Below are 15,454 nucleotides of genomic sequence, written 5' to 3' on the forward strand. Positions count from 1 at the left end.
CCGGACGCCCGACCGCCCGTGCGCGCCACGATATCGAGGATGGCCCGTCCCCGCCCGGCGACGGTCCGGCGCGGCCGGTTGGCCCCCGCGCGCCGTCGGGGGCGACGTACCATGGAAATCACGCCGGCCGGGGCGCTCGGAAGGGAGCAGCACTGGCCACGTGGCATCCGATCCTCGCCGCCGACGAACCCGAACCGGGTCGGTGGCGACTGGTGGACTCGCTCGGCCGCGAGTACGGCCGGGTCAGCATCGTCCGGATCGACGGGGCGATCCGCTATCGCGCCGAGTTCGAGGGCCGCGTGCTCGGGTGGGCCACCACGCTCCGGGGCGCCTGCGAACGCGTCCACCAGGCCTTCGTGCGGTCGCACGGGCCTGGGGAGTGGCAGGGATATCCGGATTTCTCCCCGGTCAGACGCTGAATCCGTTCGATACACGGAAGTGAGCATCAGTCACTGATTCTGATGACTTTCACAGGGAACCGGCACGGGTCGTGGAGGAACAGTGTGCAGACTGGCGACTTCGCCACGGCGACCCCCCTGATTTCCTGCACCGAGACGAGACATGGGCTGCGCGCGCACAGCACCGCGCGGCCCCGATGAGACATATGCACGAGCAGAACACTTCCCCCAGTACCCCCACGTCCACCACGACCCTCGACGAGACCCGCGCACGCGTCCGCCGCGTCCGCCGCAACCGTCGCGCCGCCTGGCTCAGCGCCGGCTCGATCGTGGCCGTCGGCGCGATCGTCGGCTCCGGCTTCGCCATCCAGTCGGCTGCGGCCGACCGCGAGCAGCGCATCGCCGACACGGCCGCGCTCGCGGCATCGACCGATCGCGGCATCGACCAGCTCGACGCCGCGGGCGGCCTGCTCGAGGCGCACGCCGTCAAGCGCGCCGAGGACACGCTCCAGCTCGCGGACGCCACCATCGCCAAGGCTAAGGGCAAGGCGGATGCGACCGAGCTCGCCTCATCGGTCGCGAGCCTCGAGTTCTACTCCTACCTCGCGCCCGAGCGCGTCTTCGAGCTCGCCGGCGAGGCGACCGAGAAGGCCGCGGACGTCCGCGCCGAGGTCAAGGAGTTCGACCGCAAGGCCGCCGAGAAGGCCGCCGCCGAGAAGGCCGCCCGCGAGAAGGCGGCCGCAGAGAAGGCTGCCGCCGAGGCCGCTGCCGCCGAGGCCGCTGCCGCCGAGCCGGCCGCGCCGGCGACGCCGTCGTACCCGAGCGGTCCCGCGAACCCGAGTGGCGCGCAGGCGATCGCCCGCGACCTCATGGCCTCCATGTACGGCTGGGGCGGCGACCAGTTCGGCTGCCTCGTCGACCTCTGGAACAAGGAGTCCGGCTGGAACGTCTACGCGCAGAACCCGTACAGCGGCGCGTACGGCATCCCGCAGGCCCTCCCCGGCAGCAAGATGGGCTCCGCCGGCGCCGACTGGGCCACCAACGCCGCGACGCAGATCACCTGGGGCCTCGGCTACATCGCCGGCCGCTACGGCACCCCGTGCGGCGCCTGGTCGCACTCGGTCTCGGTCGGCTGGTACTGATCCGGGCCCCCCGGACCGGCAGGACGGTCCTCGCTCACCCGGTGGGTCCGGCGATCCGATCGCCGCGAGCCGCCGGGTGAGCACCTCTTCGAGCGCCGCCCGCTCGTCGGCGTCGATCGTCGCGAGTCGGCGGCGCTCGTTCGCGTCGCCCCTGCCCGCGACCTGATCGAAGCGGGCGGAGCTCTCCTCGAGTGATCGTTCCGAGGCCGCGGCTCGGGGGCCGAGCGGCCGGGGGACGTCGGCGCGCCCGTCAAGGGCGTGATCCGCGGCGCCGGTGCTCGCTAGCCTGTCGGGATGACCGAGGACTCCGGGCAGACGGCCGCCGGCGGCATCCGCACGAGGATCACGCGCACCGTGCAATGGGCGCTCAGCACCAAGCCCGCGCGGGCGTTCCTCAGGTACCAGGAGGAGCACGGGCCGATGCTCGCCGACAGCGTGACCTATCGCACGCTGTTCTCGGTCTTCGCGGGCGTGTTCCTCGGCTTCGCGATCGCGGGCATCTGGCTCGCCGGGAACCCCGACGCGATCGACGCCATCGTCGCGACCGTGAGCGATGTCATCCCCGGCCTGATCGGCGAGGATGCCGCGATCGACCCGGCCAGCCTCATCCAGCCGCTCTCGCTCAGCATCGCCGGAGCGGTCGCGCTGATCGGCGTCGTCGGCGCCGCGATCGGCGCCATCCGCTCGCTGCGCATCGCGCTTCGCCAGCTCGCGGACGTGCCGGACGATCGCGTGTTCTTCCTCTGGCAGTTCCTGCGCGACCTCGCGATCGCCATCGGCTTCGGCCTGCTACTCGCGAGCGGATCCATCGTCACGGTGCTCGGAACGGGGGCGTTGGACCAGGTCGTCGCCTGGCTCGGTCGTCCGTTCGGCGGCGTGCTGTTCGACACCGGGTCCCGCGTGCTGTCGATCATCGTCGTGTTCGGCATCGACACCCTCGTCGTGGCGGGCCTCTTCCGGGTGCTCTCGGGGCTGCGCCCGAGCGCACGGGCGCTCTGGTCCGGCGCCCTGATCGGCGGCGCGGGGCTCACGGTGCTCCAGGTGCTCTCCGGGCTCTTCGTGGGCGGCGCGACGAGCAACCCGCTCCTGGCGGGATTCGGGTCGATCGTCGCGCTGCTCATCTGGTTGAACCTGTCGAGCCAGGTCGTCCTCATCGCCAGCGCCTACGTGATCACGGGCGTCGAGGAGGAGCGCGACCGCGTCGCCGAACGCTACGGCGCGGCGTCGATGGCCGCACGTCGGCTCAAGCGGGCCGAGCGCCGGGCGAAGGATGCGGCGGCGGAGGTCGCTGCGGCGCGCGACGCCGTCACGGGCGCCGACGCCGATCGTGCGGACGCCTGAGGGCGCGGGGACCTCGACGCGCCCGATCCTCGCGGCTAGGCTGCGGCGCATGTGCAGGAACATCCGCACCCTCCACAACTTCGAGCCCGCCGCGACCGACGACGAGGTGCACGCCGCGGCATTGCAGTACGTGCGCAAGGTCAGCGGGTCGACGCATCCGTCCAACGCCAACCAGGAGGCGTTCGACCGGGCCGTCCACGAGATCGCCCACCTCACCAGGCACCTGCTCGACGACCTCGTGACCTCGGCGCCGCCCAAGGACCGCGAGGTGGAAGCGGCCAAGGCTCGCGCCCGGGCGGCGAAGCGCTACGCGACCCTGAGCGCATGACCGGGCACGTCGGGGGAGCAGGGTAGCGTCGGCGCCATGGCCCGCGACGCGACCACCATCGACATCGACGGCCCTGCGGGCGCCCGCACGGTCCGCATCTCCAGCCCCGACCGCGTGGTCTGGCCCGAGCCGGGGATCACCAAGCTCGAACTCGCCGAATACCTGGTGGCGGTCGGCACCGCGTTCGTCGCGGCGAACGGCGATCGACCGATCTCGCTCGAGCGCTTCCGCGCCGGCATCGGGGGCGAGTCGTTCTTCTCCAAGAATCCGCCGAAGGGTGCGCCCGAGTGGATGCGCGACGTGATGGTCACCTACCCGAGCGGCCGCAGTCACCCGCAACTCGTGATCGACGAGCCGGCCGGCGCGGTGTGGGCCGCCCAGATGAACACGATCGTGTTCCACCCGTGGGCCTCGCGCGCCGGGGCGCCCGACCTGCCCGACCAGGTGCGCGTCGACCTCGACCCGCAGCCCGGCACCGGGTTCGACGACGCCGTCCCGGCCGCCTTCGCGCTGCGCGAGCTCCTCGCGGAGGCGGGGCTCACGGGGTACGTGAAGACCTCCGGCAACCGCGGCATCCACGTGTTCGCGCCGATCGAGCCCGAGCACGAGTTCCTCGACGTCAGGCATGCCGTCATCGCGCTCGGGCGCGAGCTGGAACGGCGCATGCCCGACCGCGTGACCACGGCCTGGTGGAAGGAGGAGCGCGGCGAGCGCGTGTTCGTCGACTTCAACCAGGCGAATCGGGATCGCACCATGGCGGGCGCGTACAGCCCGCGCGCGCTGCCGAACGCGGCGGTCTCGTGCCCGCTCGAATGGGAGGAGCTCGAGGGCGCCGATCCCGCGGCGTTCACGGTTCGCACCGTCCCCGACCGCCTGGCGCAGCGCGGCGATCCGTGGGCCCGCATGCACGACGCCCCAGGACGCATCGACGCGCTCCTGCAGTGGTGGCAGCGCGACCTCGACGCCGGGCTCGGGGAACTGCCGTTCCCGCCCGACTTCCCGAAGATGCCGGGCGAGCCCACCCGGGTGCAGCCCAGCCGGGCACGGACGCCCGACCCCGACTGACCTCAGACGGCGGTGCGGCCGTCGCGCGTGTGCGGCGGGAGGCCGTGCACCTCGCGATGCAGCCGCTCCATCCGTGCATCCAGCTCGGACGCCGTCCTGGCGGCATCCGTGAGCTGGGCCACCAACTCGTCGGGCACCCGCCGGTCGAACTTGTAGTAGATCTTGTGCTCCAGGCTCGCCCAGAAGTCCATGGCGATGGTGCGGATCTGGACCTCGACGGCGACCGGGTGCGCGCCGCTGGAGAGGAACACGGGCACCTCGATGATCAGGTGGAGGCTCTGGTAGCCGTTCGCCTTCGGCTCGGCGATGTAGTCCTTCACCTGGAGCACTCGCACGTCCTCCTGCGCGGTGAGCAGGTCGGCGATGCGATACGCGTCCGAGACGAAGCTGCACGTGACCCGCACGCCCGCGATGTCGGTCACGGTCCGGCGGATGGCGTCGAACGTGGGTTCGACGCCCTTGCGGTGCATCTTCTCCACGACGCCGTCGACGCTCTTCAGCCGGCTCGAGATGTGCTCGATCGGGTTGTACGCGTGCGCCTGGCTGAATTCCTCGCGGAGGATCGAGAGCTTGGTGATGACCTCGTCCATGCCGAACTTGTAGCGCTGCATGAACCGCTCGGTCTCGTCCCGCAGCGCGCGCATCTCGTCGAGCGTCGACCCGTCGATCGTGTCGAGCGTGCGTCGCGCCCGATCCGTCAGCAGCGGCGGTGCGAATCGGGCGGGGGGAGGGGGGCCGTCGAACGGTGTCACGCCCACCACGCTACGTCCGGCGCCTCGGCGTTCCCCGTGCGATGACGATGGATCGGCCATGAACCGGCCATGACGGGGCGCGCCCGCGGCCGCACCGATGCCGTCAGTCGGCGGCGTCGAGGTAGCGCCAGCGGTCGTCGCGCACGAACCGGCTGACCTCGCGCTGCACGCCGCGTTCCGCCCCATGCGCGTACCGTGCGGCGAATTCGACGACGCCCTCGCGGTCGAGCGGGCCGCCGCGCTCCGTGCGGATGACCTCGAGCGAGCGCCAGCGGACGTCCGGATCGAGGTCGAGGTCGTCGGGCCGGGTCGACGGATGCCATGTGGCGAGCAGGTACTCGGCGTCGCCCACGACGAAGGCGGTGTACCGCGACCGCATGAGCTGGACCGCCGTCGGGGCCTCGGCGCCGCCCAGCAGGGGAGCGCAGCACTCGCCGTACGACTGGCCGCTCAGGCACGGGCAGCGATCGCGGGGACCGGGGTTCGGGAAGCTCGAGCGGTCGGGCATGTCGACCAGTCTCGCGCACCATGGACATGGTTCGCCCAGCCGAAGTCGAGGTTTCATTCAGAATCGTCGTGCATCGTGGGAGATCGTGCGCCCGGGCCGTCGGTCCGGGCCCGTCCATGCCCCAGCTCGGAGGGCCCCCGATCTCAGAGGTTCCGAGCGCCCCCAACGCTATGCAGCCTTCGAATCCGATCACGCCTGCCCCCGAGCCGTACCGCACCGACGCCGCCACCCGGCGCGCGTCCCGCCGCGCCCGCCTGTCGCGTCGCCGTCGCCTCCTCGGCGCCGGCGCCCTCGTGGCCCTCGGCGCGGTCGCCGGCACCGGCCTGACCGTCAACGCCTCGCTCGCCGCGGAGCGAGCGGCGCAGACCGCCTCGCTCGCCCAGTCCACCGGCCTGGCCAAGGACCAGCTCGGCGCGTACGCCGGCATCGCCGAGGCGAAGGTCCACGCCGAGGCCCAGGACACGCTCACCCTCGCCGAGGACACCCTCGCCGAGGTCGAGGGCAAGGTCGACGCCGACGAGCTGGCCTCCTCAGTGGCCTCGCTCGGTGCGTACGAGGCCCTGCCGGTCGACGAGGTCCGCGACCTCACGACGTCGGTCCGCGCCCAGATCCACACCGCCGAGCGCGCCGCGGCGGTGCACGACCGGAAGGTCGCCGAGCAGCGCGCCGCCGAGGCGCTGGCGCAGGCGAACACGCCCGCCGGCGCCCAGGCGACGGCACGCCAGCTCGCGTCGTCGCAGTACGGCTGGGGAGAGGGCGAGTTCCAGTGCCTGGTGCAGCTGTGGACCAAGGAGTCCGGCTGGAACTACCAGGCCGTGAACGCCTCGAGCGGCGCGTTCGGCATCGTCCAGGCGCTGCCCGCGGAGAAGCTCGCCACGGCCGGGGCCGACTGGAAGACCAGCGCCGCCACCCAGGTCAAGTGGGGCCTGGACTACATCGCGCGTTCGTACGGCTCGCCGTGCGCCGCGTGGGGCCACTCGCAGGCCGTCAACTGGTACTGAGCCGCGGGTGCCCGCGGCTCAGCCGCGGGCGCGCGGTCACGCCGTCCGAGGATCGAGCAGCGCCCGCCGCGACGGATGGCGGTCGAACCACTGCTCGACGTACCAGCAGCTGGGCACGATGCGGTTCGAGGTCCGCTGCTCGACGTCGTCGACCGCGAAGCCGACCAACTGCGCCGCGATCCCGCACCCGCGGTAGGGCGGATTCGTGAACGTGCGGACGAACGCCACGGTGTCGCCCAGCTCGCGGTAGTCGAGCACGCTCGCGATCTGGCCGTCGACCCGGAGCACGTAGCGTCGGAGGTCGGGTTCGTGGGCGAGTTCCTTCGTCACCTGCACAAGGCTACGCCGCGCCGGGCGCAATGCGGCTCATCGGCCGCGGAGCCGGTCGAGTTCGCGTCGGTCCCGCTTGGTCGGTCGTCCCGCGCCGCGGTCGCGCACCGGCGCCGCCGGGACCGCCTCGCGGGGTGGCGGCGGGGGCGTGCGGTCGTCCGCGGCGGCCGCGGCGAGCTCCGCCGACACCCGCTTCACGATCGGCCGGCGCACGATCAGGATCCGGTCGAACCCGTGCAGCCGCACGCGCACCTCGTCGCCCGGCCGCACCGGCTGGGCGGCCTTGGCGCGCTCTCCGTTCACGCGCACGTGGCCCGCGCGGCAGGCCGCCGTCGCGGCCGAGCGCGTCTTGCTGACGCGCACCGCCCAGAGCCACGCGTCGACGCGGGCCGACTCGAGTTCGGCCATCCCACCAGCCTACGGCGCGCCGCCGCGCGGGTCAGCGAACGAGGGACCACCAGATCATCAGCATCGTGACCAGGAACCCGACCACGTAGTTGATGAGGATGAAGTGCCGCCACCCGCGGTTCGACTCGCCCGACGCCGCATCCGTCACCGAGCGGAACGGCCACGCCGCCCAGAGGTAGGGGACCACGAGCACCGCGGCGAGCGGACCGGGCCACTCGGTCGCGAGCATGAGGACACCCGCCGCCGCCCACAGCGCGAGCGCGATCCGGACGGTCGTGGCGGCGCCGAAGGCGGTCGCGATCGAGGCGATGCCGCCCTCGCGGTCCGGAACGACGTCCTGCACGGCGCCGAAGGCGTGGCTCGCCATCCCCCAGAAGAAGAACGCCACGAGCAGCGCGACGAGCGGCCAGGTGAAGTCCGCGCCGGCGACGGCGAGGCCGTAGACCGCCGGGCTCGTGAAGTGCGTGCTCGAGGTGATGGAGTCGAGCACAGGCCGCTCCTTGAAGCGGAGCCCCGGCACCGAGTAGGCGAACACCGCGAAGAGGCTCACCGCGAGGACGATCCACGATGCCGGCTCGCCCGTGCCACCGAGCCAGAGCATCCAGGCCAGCAGGGGCAGCGCGGTCGCCACGCCCGCCCACACGACCGTGCGGTGCAGGCTCGGATCGAGCAGCGCGCCCTCCGCGCCGCCCTTGCGCGGGTTCCGCAGGTCGGACTCGTAGTCGAACACGTCGTTGACGCCGTACATGAGCAGGTTGTACGGGACGAGGAAGAACAGGGTGCCGACGACGAGCAGCGCATCGACCCGCCCGGTCGTCAGGACGTAGGCGGCGGCGAACGGGAACGCCGTGTTGATCCAGCTGACCGGGCGCGAGGAGAGCAGCACCTGACCCGCCCGGTGTCGAAGCCCGTCGCGGGCGTCCGCGCCGCTCACCGGGCGCCCGCCTCGTCCGCCCCGGCCGTACCGGCGGCCGGCCCACGCACTCCGCGACGCGCGCGCATCGCCAGCGACCATGTCGCCGGCAGCAGCAGCACTCCCGCGAGCGGGTAGAGGAAGTCCTCGACCGGTGCCAGCCCGATCGTCCAGCCGAGCCGGTGCGCGTCGTCGTACGCGACGATGCCGGTGCCCACGATGACCGAGTCGAAGACCGCCGTGAGCAGGGCGAGGACGACGACGGCGACGGCCGTCGCGGCGAGTCGCCGGCGGCGTTCATCGCGACCGCGCGGCGCGGCGACGACGGCGGCGACGACCGCGAGCGCGAGGAACGGAACGCTGATCAGCAGGTAGGTCACGCGGATCCCTCCGGGTCGGGGGCGGGGGTGGTGGCGCCCTCCTCGTGTCGGCGCCCGTCCCGGCCGCCGGCGCCGCGCGCCGCCAGGACCCGTTCGGTGCCGAGCACGAGCACGAGGGTCAGATAGCACAGGAACAGCAGGAAGACCGGTTCCTCGAGCGGCAGCTCCGGGGCGAGCTCGATCCCGGTGACGATCGCGGAATCGCCGCGGAAGAACACGCCCGCGAGGATTCCGGCGGCATCCCACAGGAGGAAGAACGCCAGGCCGATCGTGATCGTGAGCGTCGCCGCCAGCGGAGCACGCCAGAACACGAGCTTCCAGCGCGCATCGATGAGCGCCATGCACCCGATGACGACGAGCAGCCCCGCGAGGTAGGCGACGGCGGTCATGCGCGGGTCGGCCGGGGACGCGCCGGCGTCTCCTCGTCCGTGGGCATCGGCTCCGCGATCGGACCGGACGAGCGGTCGCCGCGCACCCGCTTCAGGACGTTCTCCGCGCTGATCAGGCACATCGGCAGGCCGATCCCCGGCACCGACGATCCGCCGGCGTAGTACAGGCCGTCGACGCGCCGCGACCGGTTCGTGCCGCGCAGGAAGGCGGACTGGCGCAACGTGTGCGCAGGCCCGAGCGCGCCGCCCTGCCAGGAGTTCAGGTCGTCGGCGAAGTCCGCCGGGCCGATCGTGCGGCGCACCGCGATGCGCTCCGACAGGTCGTCGACGCCGGAGACCTCGGCGATGCGGCGGATGGCGCGGTCGGCGGTCTCCTCGACGAGGCGGTCGCCGGTGCCGTCCACGCCCCCGCGTCCGATGGCGGGATCGGCGGGAACCGGGACGAGGACGAAGAGGTTCGAGTCCCCGGCCGGGGCGACCGAGGCGTCGGAGGCGCTCGGCTTGCAGACGTAGAACGAGGCCGGGTCGGGGACATGCGGATCCGAGCCGAAGATCGCGCCGAAGTTCGCGTGCCAGTCCTCGGTGAAGAACAGCGAGTGGTGCGCGAGCGCGGGCAGCTCGCCGCGGACGCCGAGGAGGGCGAGCACCGCACCGGGGCCCGACGTGCGCCGCCGCCACCAGGTCTCCGGGTAGGTCTGGGCGGCGCGCGGCAGCAGCTCCGTCTCGGTGTGGTGCAGGTCCGCGGCGGAGATCACGCGGTGCGCCGGGGCGACCACGGTTCGGCCGGACGAGTCCCGGAAGCGTGCACCCGCCACCGCCGGCCCCGCGCCCGCGGCGGACAGCTCGATCGCCTCGACCCTCGCGCCGGTGACGATGTCGACGCCCGCCGACACCGCGATGGCGGCGATCCGCTCGATGAGCTCCGCGAACCCGCCGCGCGGGTAGAACACGCCCTGCTCGAGGTCCATGTGGCTCATCAGGTGGTACATGGCGGGCGTCGCATCCGGCGACGAGGCCAGGAACACCGCCGGATACCCGAGGACCTGGCGGAGCCGCCGGTCTCGGACCGATCGCGCGGCGAAGCGCTCGAGCGACGTCGTCAGCAGGTGCGCCAGCCGCCCGGACTGCCGGAGCACCTCGCCCGCGAGCAGCGTGCGCGGGTCGTCGAAGTTCGTGTAGAGGAAGCGCCGCCGCGCGATGTCGTAGGCGGAGGACGCGGAGTCGAGGTACCGCTCGAGGGCGGCGCCTGCGCCGGGCTCGATCGACTCGAACAGCGCCACGTTCTCGGCCCGGGTCGGCAGCACGTCGAGCGGCTCGTCGTAGCCGTCCGACCACACGCGGTAACCGGGGTCGAGTCGCACCAGGTCGAGCTGCTCGGCCGAGCTCGTCCCGAACAGCCGGAAGAAGTGGTCGAAGACCTCGGGCATCAGGTACCACGACGGCCCGGTGTCGAACCGGAAGCCGCCCTGGCTCCACGTGCCCGCGCGTCCGCCGAGCTCGTCGCGCGCCTCGAGCAGCGTGACCCGGTGGCCGTCGCGCGCGAGCAGCGCGGCGCTGGCCAGTCCCGCGATCCCGCCGCCGATGACGACGATGCGTTCGGATTCGCCGATCATCGACGTCCACCTCCGGTGCTCAGTGCGGAGCGCACCGCGATGGCGAACTTCTCGCCGTCGGGCACGCGGATGCGGGTCGCGATGATTTCGGCGGCCGGTGTGGCGCGGCAGCGCGCGGTGAGCCGCGCGAACAGGCCGTGCGCGGTCGCGACGGCGCTCCGCGCCCGTCGCGGGAGCTCCGGCAGCGAGGCCTCGGCGATCGCGAGGTCGCGGTCGATGTCGTCGAGGATCGTCGACTTGTCGTCCTCGGTGAACGCGTCGGGGTCGACACCGGGGAAGTAGTTGCGCCCGAGGGTGCGCCAGTCCACCGCGAGGTCGCGCAGGAAGTTGATCTTCTGGAACGCGGCGCCCAGGTGGACGGCACCACGCTCGAGCCGCTCGCGCCGCGCCGGATCGACGTCGTCGCCGGCGAGGAACGCCGCGAGGCACATGAGCCCGACGACCTCGGCGGACCCGTGGATGTACGGGTCGATCTCGTCCGCCGCGAACGGCGTCGGATCGAGGTCGCGCCGCATCGACGCGAAGAAGGGCCGCGTCAGCTCGGTGCCGAACCCGGTGTCCCGGGCGACGCCGGCGAACGCGTGCACGACGAGGTTCGTCGAGTATCCCCGCGCCATCGCCCGCTCTGTCTCGGCCTCGAGGCCGTCGAGCACCTCGTGCAGTTCGTCGGGGTCGAGTCCCGCCTCGGCGGCCGCGCCGTCGACGACCTCGTCGGCGACCCGCACGAGCGCGTAGATCGAGCGGATCCGGCGCCGAGCCTCGGGGTCGAGCAGCCGTGCCGCGGCGCCGAACGAGGTCGAGTAGCGCGAGATGACGGTCGCCGAGCTGGCCTCGGCGGCGTCGGAATAGCGCTCGAGCAGTGACGGCTCGATGCGGCCGCTCATCGGACCCGCTCCGTCGCCCGTTGTGCGAACTCGCCGAGCTCGGCGCGAAGCTCCGCGGGGAGATCGGCCGTCTCGAGCTCGTAGCGGGCCAGGGTGACGTGTTCGCCCGCCGACGCGACCGCGGCGTCGAGCGCGCCGCAGTCGCGCAGCTGCTCGCGGAGCTCGTGCGCGGCCTCGTCGTCGAGGGCGGGATCGCCGAGGCGGGCGCGGATGCTCGGCCACGCGGACGTCGTCGCCGCGTGCGCGATGAGGGCGGTGCGCTTGCCCTCCCGGAGGTCGGCGGAGGCCGACTTGCCGGTGACACCCGGGTCGCCGAAGACCCCGAGCACGTCGTCGGTGATCTGGAACGCGACGCCGACGAGCCGGCCGAAGCGGCACAGTGCGGCGACGGCGTCGTCCGGTGCACCTGCGAGGACGGCACCCGCCGCGAGGGGGGCCTCGCAGGAGTAGACCGCCGTCTTCTGCTCGAGCGTCGCGAGCACGCCGTCGAGCGCCGGCGTCGAGTCGCGCAGGGAGGCGACCACGTCGGCGAGCTCGCCCGCCGCGGACACGAAGACCGCCCGGTCGAGGATGTCGAGCAGCGCCTCGCGCCGCGCGCGCCCGACCGGCAGCATCGCGAGTTCGCGGTGCGCGCGGCTGAGGGCGAGGTCGCCGGCGAGCACCGCCGCCGTCGCGGCCCAGACCTCGCCGGTCGCCGCGTCGCCGCCGTACTCCTCGGCGCGAGCGGCGAACCGGCCCGCGACGTTCGGCGCCCCGCGACGTACGGTGTCGCGGTCGATCAGGTCGTCGTGGATGAGGAACGCCGTGTGCAGCAGCTCGAACGCGAGCGCCACCCGGGTGGCGAGCGCGCGTTCCGTGCCGCCGAATCCGCGGTACGCCGACCAGACGAGGCGGGGACGGATCCGCTTGCCGCCCGAGCTCTGCTGCTCGATCGACTCCCACAGCGCCGTGTAGTGCGTGCCGTACGCCCCGGCACGGCGTCGGGCGTCGGCGAAGAACGTCCGCAGTTCGTCGTCGATCGCGGCGTCGAGCAGTTCAGGCACGGAAGAGCTCCAGCTCACGGGCCTGCAGGACCAGCCACGGGCTGAATGCCCACGGCGTCGCCTGGACCGCCGTGGCGAGCGCCTTGGGGTCGACCCATCGGTACTCGGCCACCTCGCGCGGGTTGGGGTCCGGCTCGCCGGTGGTGGTCGCCATGTAGACGGGGCAGACCTCGTTCTCGACGATGCCGTTGGCGTCGGTGGCCCGGTACCGGAACAGGGGGAGCGCCAGCTCCACCTCGTCGAGGTCGAGTCCGAGCTCGAAGTCGGCGCGGCGGCGGACGGCGTGCAGGAGGGGTTCCGCCGGCTTGGGATGGCCGCAGAACGAGTTGGTCCAGACTCCGGGCCAGGCCTGCTTCGAGAGCGCCCGACGCGTGACGAGGACCTCGCCGATGGGGTTCAGGACGTGACAGGAGAAGGCGAGGTGCAGCGCGGTGTCGGGCCCGTGGGCCGCGCTCTTCGGCGCCCGCCCGATCGGCGTGCCGGACTCGTCCAGCAGCACCACCTCGTCCTCGACGGTTTCGGTCGTGCGGTGCATGTGGCCTCCTCGTCGCCCGGGCGATTGCTGCGCACCCGTGTGTCGTGCTCCGAAGCTAGCAGCGGCCCCGCGAAGGGGGGAACAACCGAAAGTTGGACCGGGTGGGGCATGCTGGGAGCATGACCGGCGAGAGCGGCGACGGATGGGTCGAAGGCCCGGACGGCGCCAGGTACTGGGGCCGCTTCGGCGCCGCGGGGCTGCTGCTCCTCGAGCCCGCCGGCGCCGTGCTGCTGCAGCATCGCGCGGCCTGGAGTCACTTCGGCGGCACCTGGGGCATCCCCGGGGGAGCCCGGCACCGCGGCGAGTCCGCGATCCAGGCGGCGGTGCGCGAGGCGACGGAGGAGACCGGCCTGCCGCAGGGGCTCGTCGCCGCGCGTTTCGAGAGCGTGCTCGACCTCGGCTTCTGGTCCTACACCACCGTCGTCGCGGATTCGTCGCGACGCTTCGAACCGCGCCTGGCCGACCCCGAGAGCATCGCGCTGCGCTGGATGCCGGTGGCCTCGGTGGAGGCGCTCCCGCTGCATCCGAGGTTCGCCGAGGCCTGGCCGGCGTTGCGCACCCGGATCGAGGCCGGGCACGGTCGATAGGATCGTCACGTGAGCGGGGAGAGCTCGGGGGTCTCGGATCGGGTCTGGACCGTGCCCAACGTGCTCAGCATGCTGCGACTGCTCCTGGTCCCGGTCTTCCTCGTGCTCGTGGTGGTCGGCGCGTACGTCCCGGCGCTCGCGGTGCTGGTGGTGGCGAGCCTCAGCGACCTCCTCGACGGGTACCTCGCGCGACGGCTCGACCAGGTCACCCGGCTCGGGCAGCTGCTCGACCCCGCGGCGGACCGGCTCTACATCTTCGCGGCGCTGGTGGGGCTCGCCGCGAACGGGCTCGTGCCGTGGTGGATCGTCGTCGTGATCATCGCGCGCGACCTCATGCTCCTCGTGCTCGGCGTCGTCCTCGCGAACCACGGCTACGGCCCGCTTCCGGTGCACCAGCTGGGCAAGGCCGCCACGTTCGCGCTGTTCTCCGGGCTGCCGATCATCATGCTGGGGCTCGCCTTCCCGGTGCTGCAACCGGTGAGCGAGCCGTTCGGCTGGGCGGTGACGATCTGGGGTGCGTTCCTCTACTGGTGGGCCGGCGTCATCTACGCCATCGAGACCGCGCGAGTCGTGCGTGCCTCGCGGGTGTCCGGGCCACCAGCATCCGATACGCTGGAGCCGGGAGGTTAGCGGTGGCGGATTCCGACATGACCCAGGCCGGTGCGAACGACGAGGAGCGTGAGCCGTCGACTGAGACGTCGGCGCATCGCGCCGACCACGCGAACGACACCACGATGGGCTTCAGCCGTGAGGCGGCGGCGCAGCTCAGCGCGCTCGACGCCGATGTGAGCGCCGCCGAGCAGGAGGCGATCGCGGCTCTGCCATCGGCGTCCGCACTGCTCATCGTGCGTCGAGGGCCCAACGTGGGCGCCCGGTTCCTGCTCGACACCGACGCGACGTCGGTCGGCCGGCACCCGGACGCCGACATCTTCCTCGACGACGTGACCGTCTCGCGCAAGCACGCGGAGTTCGTCCGACACGGCACCGCCTTCGAGGTGCGAGACCTCAACTCGCTGAACGGCACCTACTTCGACGGCGTCCGCATCGAGACCGCCCTGCTCAGCGACGGTGCCGAGGTGCAGATCGGCAAGTACCGCCTCACGTTCTACGCCTCGCGGCACGACCTCGCCCCGACGGGCGGCGGGTGAGCGAGGGCGCCGCGGCGCGGCGTCCGGCGCACGCCCCATCGCTGCTCGGCATCGGCCAGGTCTTGGCGCAGCTCCAGCCGGAGTTCCCGGAACTGACCCCGTCGAAGCTGCGGTTCCTCGAGGAGCAGGGGCTCGTCGCGCCGGCGCGCACCGCGGCGGGCTATCGGAAGTTCTCTCCCGACGACGTGGAGCGGCTCACGGTCGTGCTGTCGATGCAGCGCGACCACTACCTTCCCCTGAAGGTCATCCGGGCGCACCTGGAGGAGATCGACGCCGGGCGGACTCCGGCGCTGCCGGGCGCCGTCGACGGTGCAGCGTTCCGGGCCGCCTCGCCCCGCTACTCCAGGGACGAGCTCATCCGCGAGGCGGGTGCGACGGCGTCGCTGCTCGACGAGGCCATCGCCGCATCGCTCATCCGGCCGGCCGAGGTCTACGGGTCCGAGACCCGCGAGGTGCTCGCGGCGCTCGCGGTCCTGCGCGGGAGCGGGATCGAACCGCGCCACCTGCGCGGACTCCGCTCGGCGGCCGAGCGCCAGGCCGCCCTCGTCGAGCAGGCGATCGCGCCCGAACGCCGGCCGGACCCGGCCGGGCGGGCTCGCGCAGCGGAGCGTGCGCGCGAGCTCGCCGATCGGATCTCGGTCGTCCACGCCGCGGTGCTGCGGCAGAACCTCGACCGACCTGGGCGCTGA

Annotated in this window: 20 protein-coding genes; 9 read left to right on the plus strand and 11 right to left on the minus strand. The window is 72.8% G+C overall.

The annotated features are described in order from the left end of the window. Nucleotides 1-604 precede the first annotated feature (604 nt). The 4 genes from ABME01_RS14250 to ligD all read left to right on the plus strand — a co-directional run bounded on the left by ABME01_RS14250 (nt 605) and on the right by ligD (nt 4,274). Complete coding sequence (locus ABME01_RS14250) at nt 605-1,540, plus strand: aggregation-promoting factor C-terminal-like domain-containing protein (RefSeq protein WP_353829088.1); 936 nt, start codon at nt 605-607, stop codon at nt 1,538-1,540. A 294-nt stretch (nt 1,541-1,834) separates the two neighbouring features. Continuing rightward, nucleotides 1,835-2,881 (plus strand): YihY/virulence factor BrkB family protein, encoded by a 1,047-nt coding sequence (locus ABME01_RS14255; protein ID WP_353829089.1) that lies wholly within the window; start codon nt 1,835-1,837, stop codon nt 2,879-2,881. A gap of 49 nt (nt 2,882-2,930) precedes the next feature. After that, nucleotides 2,931-3,209, plus strand: a complete 279-nt coding sequence (locus ABME01_RS14260) for a DUF2277 domain-containing protein (protein WP_353829090.1) — start codon at nt 2,931-2,933, stop codon at nt 3,207-3,209. A gap of 36 nt (nt 3,210-3,245) precedes the next feature. After that, nucleotides 3,246-4,274 (plus strand): non-homologous end-joining DNA ligase, encoded by a 1,029-nt coding sequence (ligD, locus tag ABME01_RS14265; RefSeq protein ID WP_353829091.1) that lies wholly within the window; start codon nt 3,246-3,248, stop codon nt 4,272-4,274. 2 nt (nt 4,275-4,276) lie between these two features. Here the strand turns inward: ligD and ABME01_RS14270 are convergent, their stop codons facing one another. Both ABME01_RS14270 and ABME01_RS14275 read right to left on the minus strand, forming a co-directional pair. Beyond that, complete coding sequence (locus ABME01_RS14270; protein ID WP_353829116.1) at nt 4,277-4,918, minus strand: GTP pyrophosphokinase; 642 nt, start codon at nt 4,916-4,918, stop codon at nt 4,277-4,279. A 211-nt stretch (nt 4,919-5,129) separates the two neighbouring features. Beyond that, entirely contained in the window at nt 5,130-5,534 is a 405-nt protein-coding gene (locus tag ABME01_RS14275) for a YchJ family protein (protein WP_353829092.1), read from the minus strand. Nucleotides 5,535-5,704: 170 nt separating this feature from the next. Between ABME01_RS14275 and ABME01_RS14280 the strand changes: the two genes are divergently transcribed. Continuing rightward, on the plus strand, nt 5,705-6,535 hold the full coding sequence (locus ABME01_RS14280) for an aggregation-promoting factor C-terminal-like domain-containing protein (RefSeq protein WP_353829093.1): 831 nt from the start codon (nt 5,705-5,707) through the stop codon (nt 6,533-6,535). A 36-nt stretch (nt 6,536-6,571) separates the two neighbouring features. Here the strand turns inward: ABME01_RS14280 and ABME01_RS14285 are convergent, their stop codons facing one another. Genes ABME01_RS14285 through idi form a run of 9 tightly spaced genes read right to left on the minus strand, consistent with a single transcriptional unit; the run spans nt 6,572 to nt 13,030 of the window. Further along, nucleotides 6,572-6,865 (minus strand): GNAT family N-acetyltransferase, encoded by a 294-nt coding sequence (locus ABME01_RS14285; RefSeq protein ID WP_353829094.1) that lies wholly within the window; start codon nt 6,863-6,865, stop codon nt 6,572-6,574. 36 nt (nt 6,866-6,901) lie between these two features. Then, a complete protein-coding gene (locus ABME01_RS14290) occupies nt 6,902-7,273 on the minus strand; it encodes an RNA-binding S4 domain-containing protein (RefSeq protein ID WP_353829095.1) in 372 nt (123 codons plus the stop codon). 31 nt (nt 7,274-7,304) lie between these two features. Beyond that, nucleotides 7,305-8,207, minus strand: a complete 903-nt coding sequence (locus ABME01_RS14295; RefSeq protein ID WP_353829096.1) for a prenyltransferase — start codon at nt 8,205-8,207, stop codon at nt 7,305-7,307. Next, nucleotides 8,204-8,566 carry a lycopene cyclase domain-containing protein gene (locus tag ABME01_RS14300; protein WP_353829097.1) on the minus strand — a complete coding sequence of 121 codons (363 nt, stop codon included), beginning with the start codon at nt 8,564-8,566 and terminating at the stop codon, nt 8,204-8,206. Before ABME01_RS14300 ends, ABME01_RS14295 begins: the two co-directional genes overlap by 4 nt. Then, nucleotides 8,563-8,955: a lycopene cyclase domain-containing protein gene (locus tag ABME01_RS14305; RefSeq protein WP_353829098.1), complete on the minus strand. Its 393-nt coding sequence runs from the start codon at nt 8,953-8,955 to the stop codon at nt 8,563-8,565. Before ABME01_RS14305 ends, ABME01_RS14300 begins: the two co-directional genes overlap by 4 nt. Then, nucleotides 8,952-10,568 carry a phytoene desaturase family protein gene (gene crtI, locus ABME01_RS14310; protein ID WP_353829099.1) on the minus strand — a complete coding sequence of 539 codons (1,617 nt, stop codon included), beginning with the start codon at nt 10,566-10,568 and terminating at the stop codon, nt 8,952-8,954. The genes ABME01_RS14305 and crtI overlap by 4 nt, the downstream gene beginning before the upstream one ends. Continuing rightward, on the minus strand, nt 10,565-11,452 hold the full coding sequence (locus ABME01_RS14315; RefSeq protein ID WP_353829100.1) for a phytoene/squalene synthase family protein: 888 nt from the start codon (nt 11,450-11,452) through the stop codon (nt 10,565-10,567). Before ABME01_RS14315 ends, crtI begins: the two co-directional genes overlap by 4 nt. Continuing rightward, on the minus strand, nt 11,449-12,495 hold the full coding sequence (locus ABME01_RS14320) for a polyprenyl synthetase family protein (RefSeq protein WP_353829101.1): 1,047 nt from the start codon (nt 12,493-12,495) through the stop codon (nt 11,449-11,451). The genes ABME01_RS14315 and ABME01_RS14320 overlap by 4 nt, the downstream gene beginning before the upstream one ends. Continuing rightward, nucleotides 12,488-13,030: an isopentenyl-diphosphate Delta-isomerase gene (gene idi / locus ABME01_RS14325; protein ID WP_353829102.1), complete on the minus strand. Its 543-nt coding sequence runs from the start codon at nt 13,028-13,030 to the stop codon at nt 12,488-12,490. Before idi ends, ABME01_RS14320 begins: the two co-directional genes overlap by 8 nt. Before the next feature lie 119 nt (nt 13,031-13,149). On the opposite strand from idi, the gene ABME01_RS14330 reads away from it, so the two are divergent. Genes ABME01_RS14330 through ftsR form a run of 4 tightly spaced genes read left to right on the plus strand, consistent with a single transcriptional unit; the run spans nt 13,150 to nt 15,454 of the window. Then, a complete protein-coding gene (locus ABME01_RS14330; RefSeq protein WP_353829103.1) occupies nt 13,150-13,617 on the plus strand; it encodes an NUDIX domain-containing protein in 468 nt (155 codons plus the stop codon). A 9-nt stretch (nt 13,618-13,626) separates the two neighbouring features. Further along, nucleotides 13,627-14,247: a CDP-alcohol phosphatidyltransferase family protein gene (locus ABME01_RS14335; protein WP_353829104.1), complete on the plus strand. Its 621-nt coding sequence runs from the start codon at nt 13,627-13,629 to the stop codon at nt 14,245-14,247. Between the two features lie 17 nt (nt 14,248-14,264). Then, entirely contained in the window at nt 14,265-14,765 is a 501-nt protein-coding gene (locus tag ABME01_RS14340; RefSeq protein ID WP_436407441.1) for an FHA domain-containing protein, read from the plus strand. Next, nucleotides 14,762-15,454 carry a transcriptional regulator FtsR gene (gene ftsR, locus ABME01_RS14345; protein ID WP_353829105.1) on the plus strand — a complete coding sequence of 231 codons (693 nt, stop codon included), beginning with the start codon at nt 14,762-14,764 and terminating at the stop codon, nt 15,452-15,454. Before ABME01_RS14340 ends, ftsR begins: the two co-directional genes overlap by 4 nt.

This window comes from Agromyces litoreus (assembly GCF_040496015.1).
Classification (GTDB): domain Bacteria; phylum Actinomycetota; class Actinomycetes; order Actinomycetales; family Microbacteriaceae; genus Agromyces; species Agromyces litoreus.

Bases quoted from the DNA above. Each gene is read 5' to 3' on its own strand.
- ABME01_RS14255 (WP_353829089.1), top strand. From the start codon at position 1,835: ATGACCGAGGACTCCGGGCAGACGGCCGCCGGCGGCATCCGCACGAGG.
- ABME01_RS14290 (WP_353829095.1), bottom strand. From the start codon at position 7,273: ATGGCCGAACTCGAGTCGGCCCGCGTCGACGCGTGGCTCTGGGCGGTG.
- ligD (WP_353829091.1), top strand. From the start codon at position 3,246: ATGGCCCGCGACGCGACCACCATCGACATCGACGGCCCTGCGGGCGCC.
- crtI (WP_353829099.1), bottom strand. From the start codon at position 10,568: ATGATCGGCGAATCCGAACGCATCGTCGTCATCGGCGGCGGGATCGCG.
- ABME01_RS14275 (WP_353829092.1), bottom strand. From the start codon at position 5,534: ATGCCCGACCGCTCGAGCTTCCCGAACCCCGGTCCCCGCGATCGCTGC.
- ABME01_RS14305 (WP_353829098.1), bottom strand. From the start codon at position 8,955: ATGACCGCCGTCGCCTACCTCGCGGGGCTGCTCGTCGTCATCGGGTGC.
- ABME01_RS14260 (WP_353829090.1), top strand. From the start codon at position 2,931: ATGTGCAGGAACATCCGCACCCTCCACAACTTCGAGCCCGCCGCGACC.
- ABME01_RS14315 (WP_353829100.1), bottom strand. From the start codon at position 11,452: ATGAGCGGCCGCATCGAGCCGTCACTGCTCGAGCGCTATTCCGACGCC.
- ABME01_RS14250 (WP_353829088.1), top strand. From the start codon at position 605: ATGCACGAGCAGAACACTTCCCCCAGTACCCCCACGTCCACCACGACC.
- ABME01_RS14280 (WP_353829093.1), top strand. From the start codon at position 5,705: ATGCAGCCTTCGAATCCGATCACGCCTGCCCCCGAGCCGTACCGCACC.
- ABME01_RS14270 (WP_353829116.1), bottom strand. From the start codon at position 4,918: ATGCGCGCGCTGCGGGACGAGACCGAGCGGTTCATGCAGCGCTACAAG.
- ABME01_RS14340 (WP_436407441.1), top strand. From the start codon at position 14,265: ATGACCCAGGCCGGTGCGAACGACGAGGAGCGTGAGCCGTCGACTGAG.
- ABME01_RS14330 (WP_353829103.1), top strand. From the start codon at position 13,150: ATGACCGGCGAGAGCGGCGACGGATGGGTCGAAGGCCCGGACGGCGCC.
- idi (WP_353829102.1), bottom strand. From the start codon at position 13,030: ATGCACCGCACGACCGAAACCGTCGAGGACGAGGTGGTGCTGCTGGAC.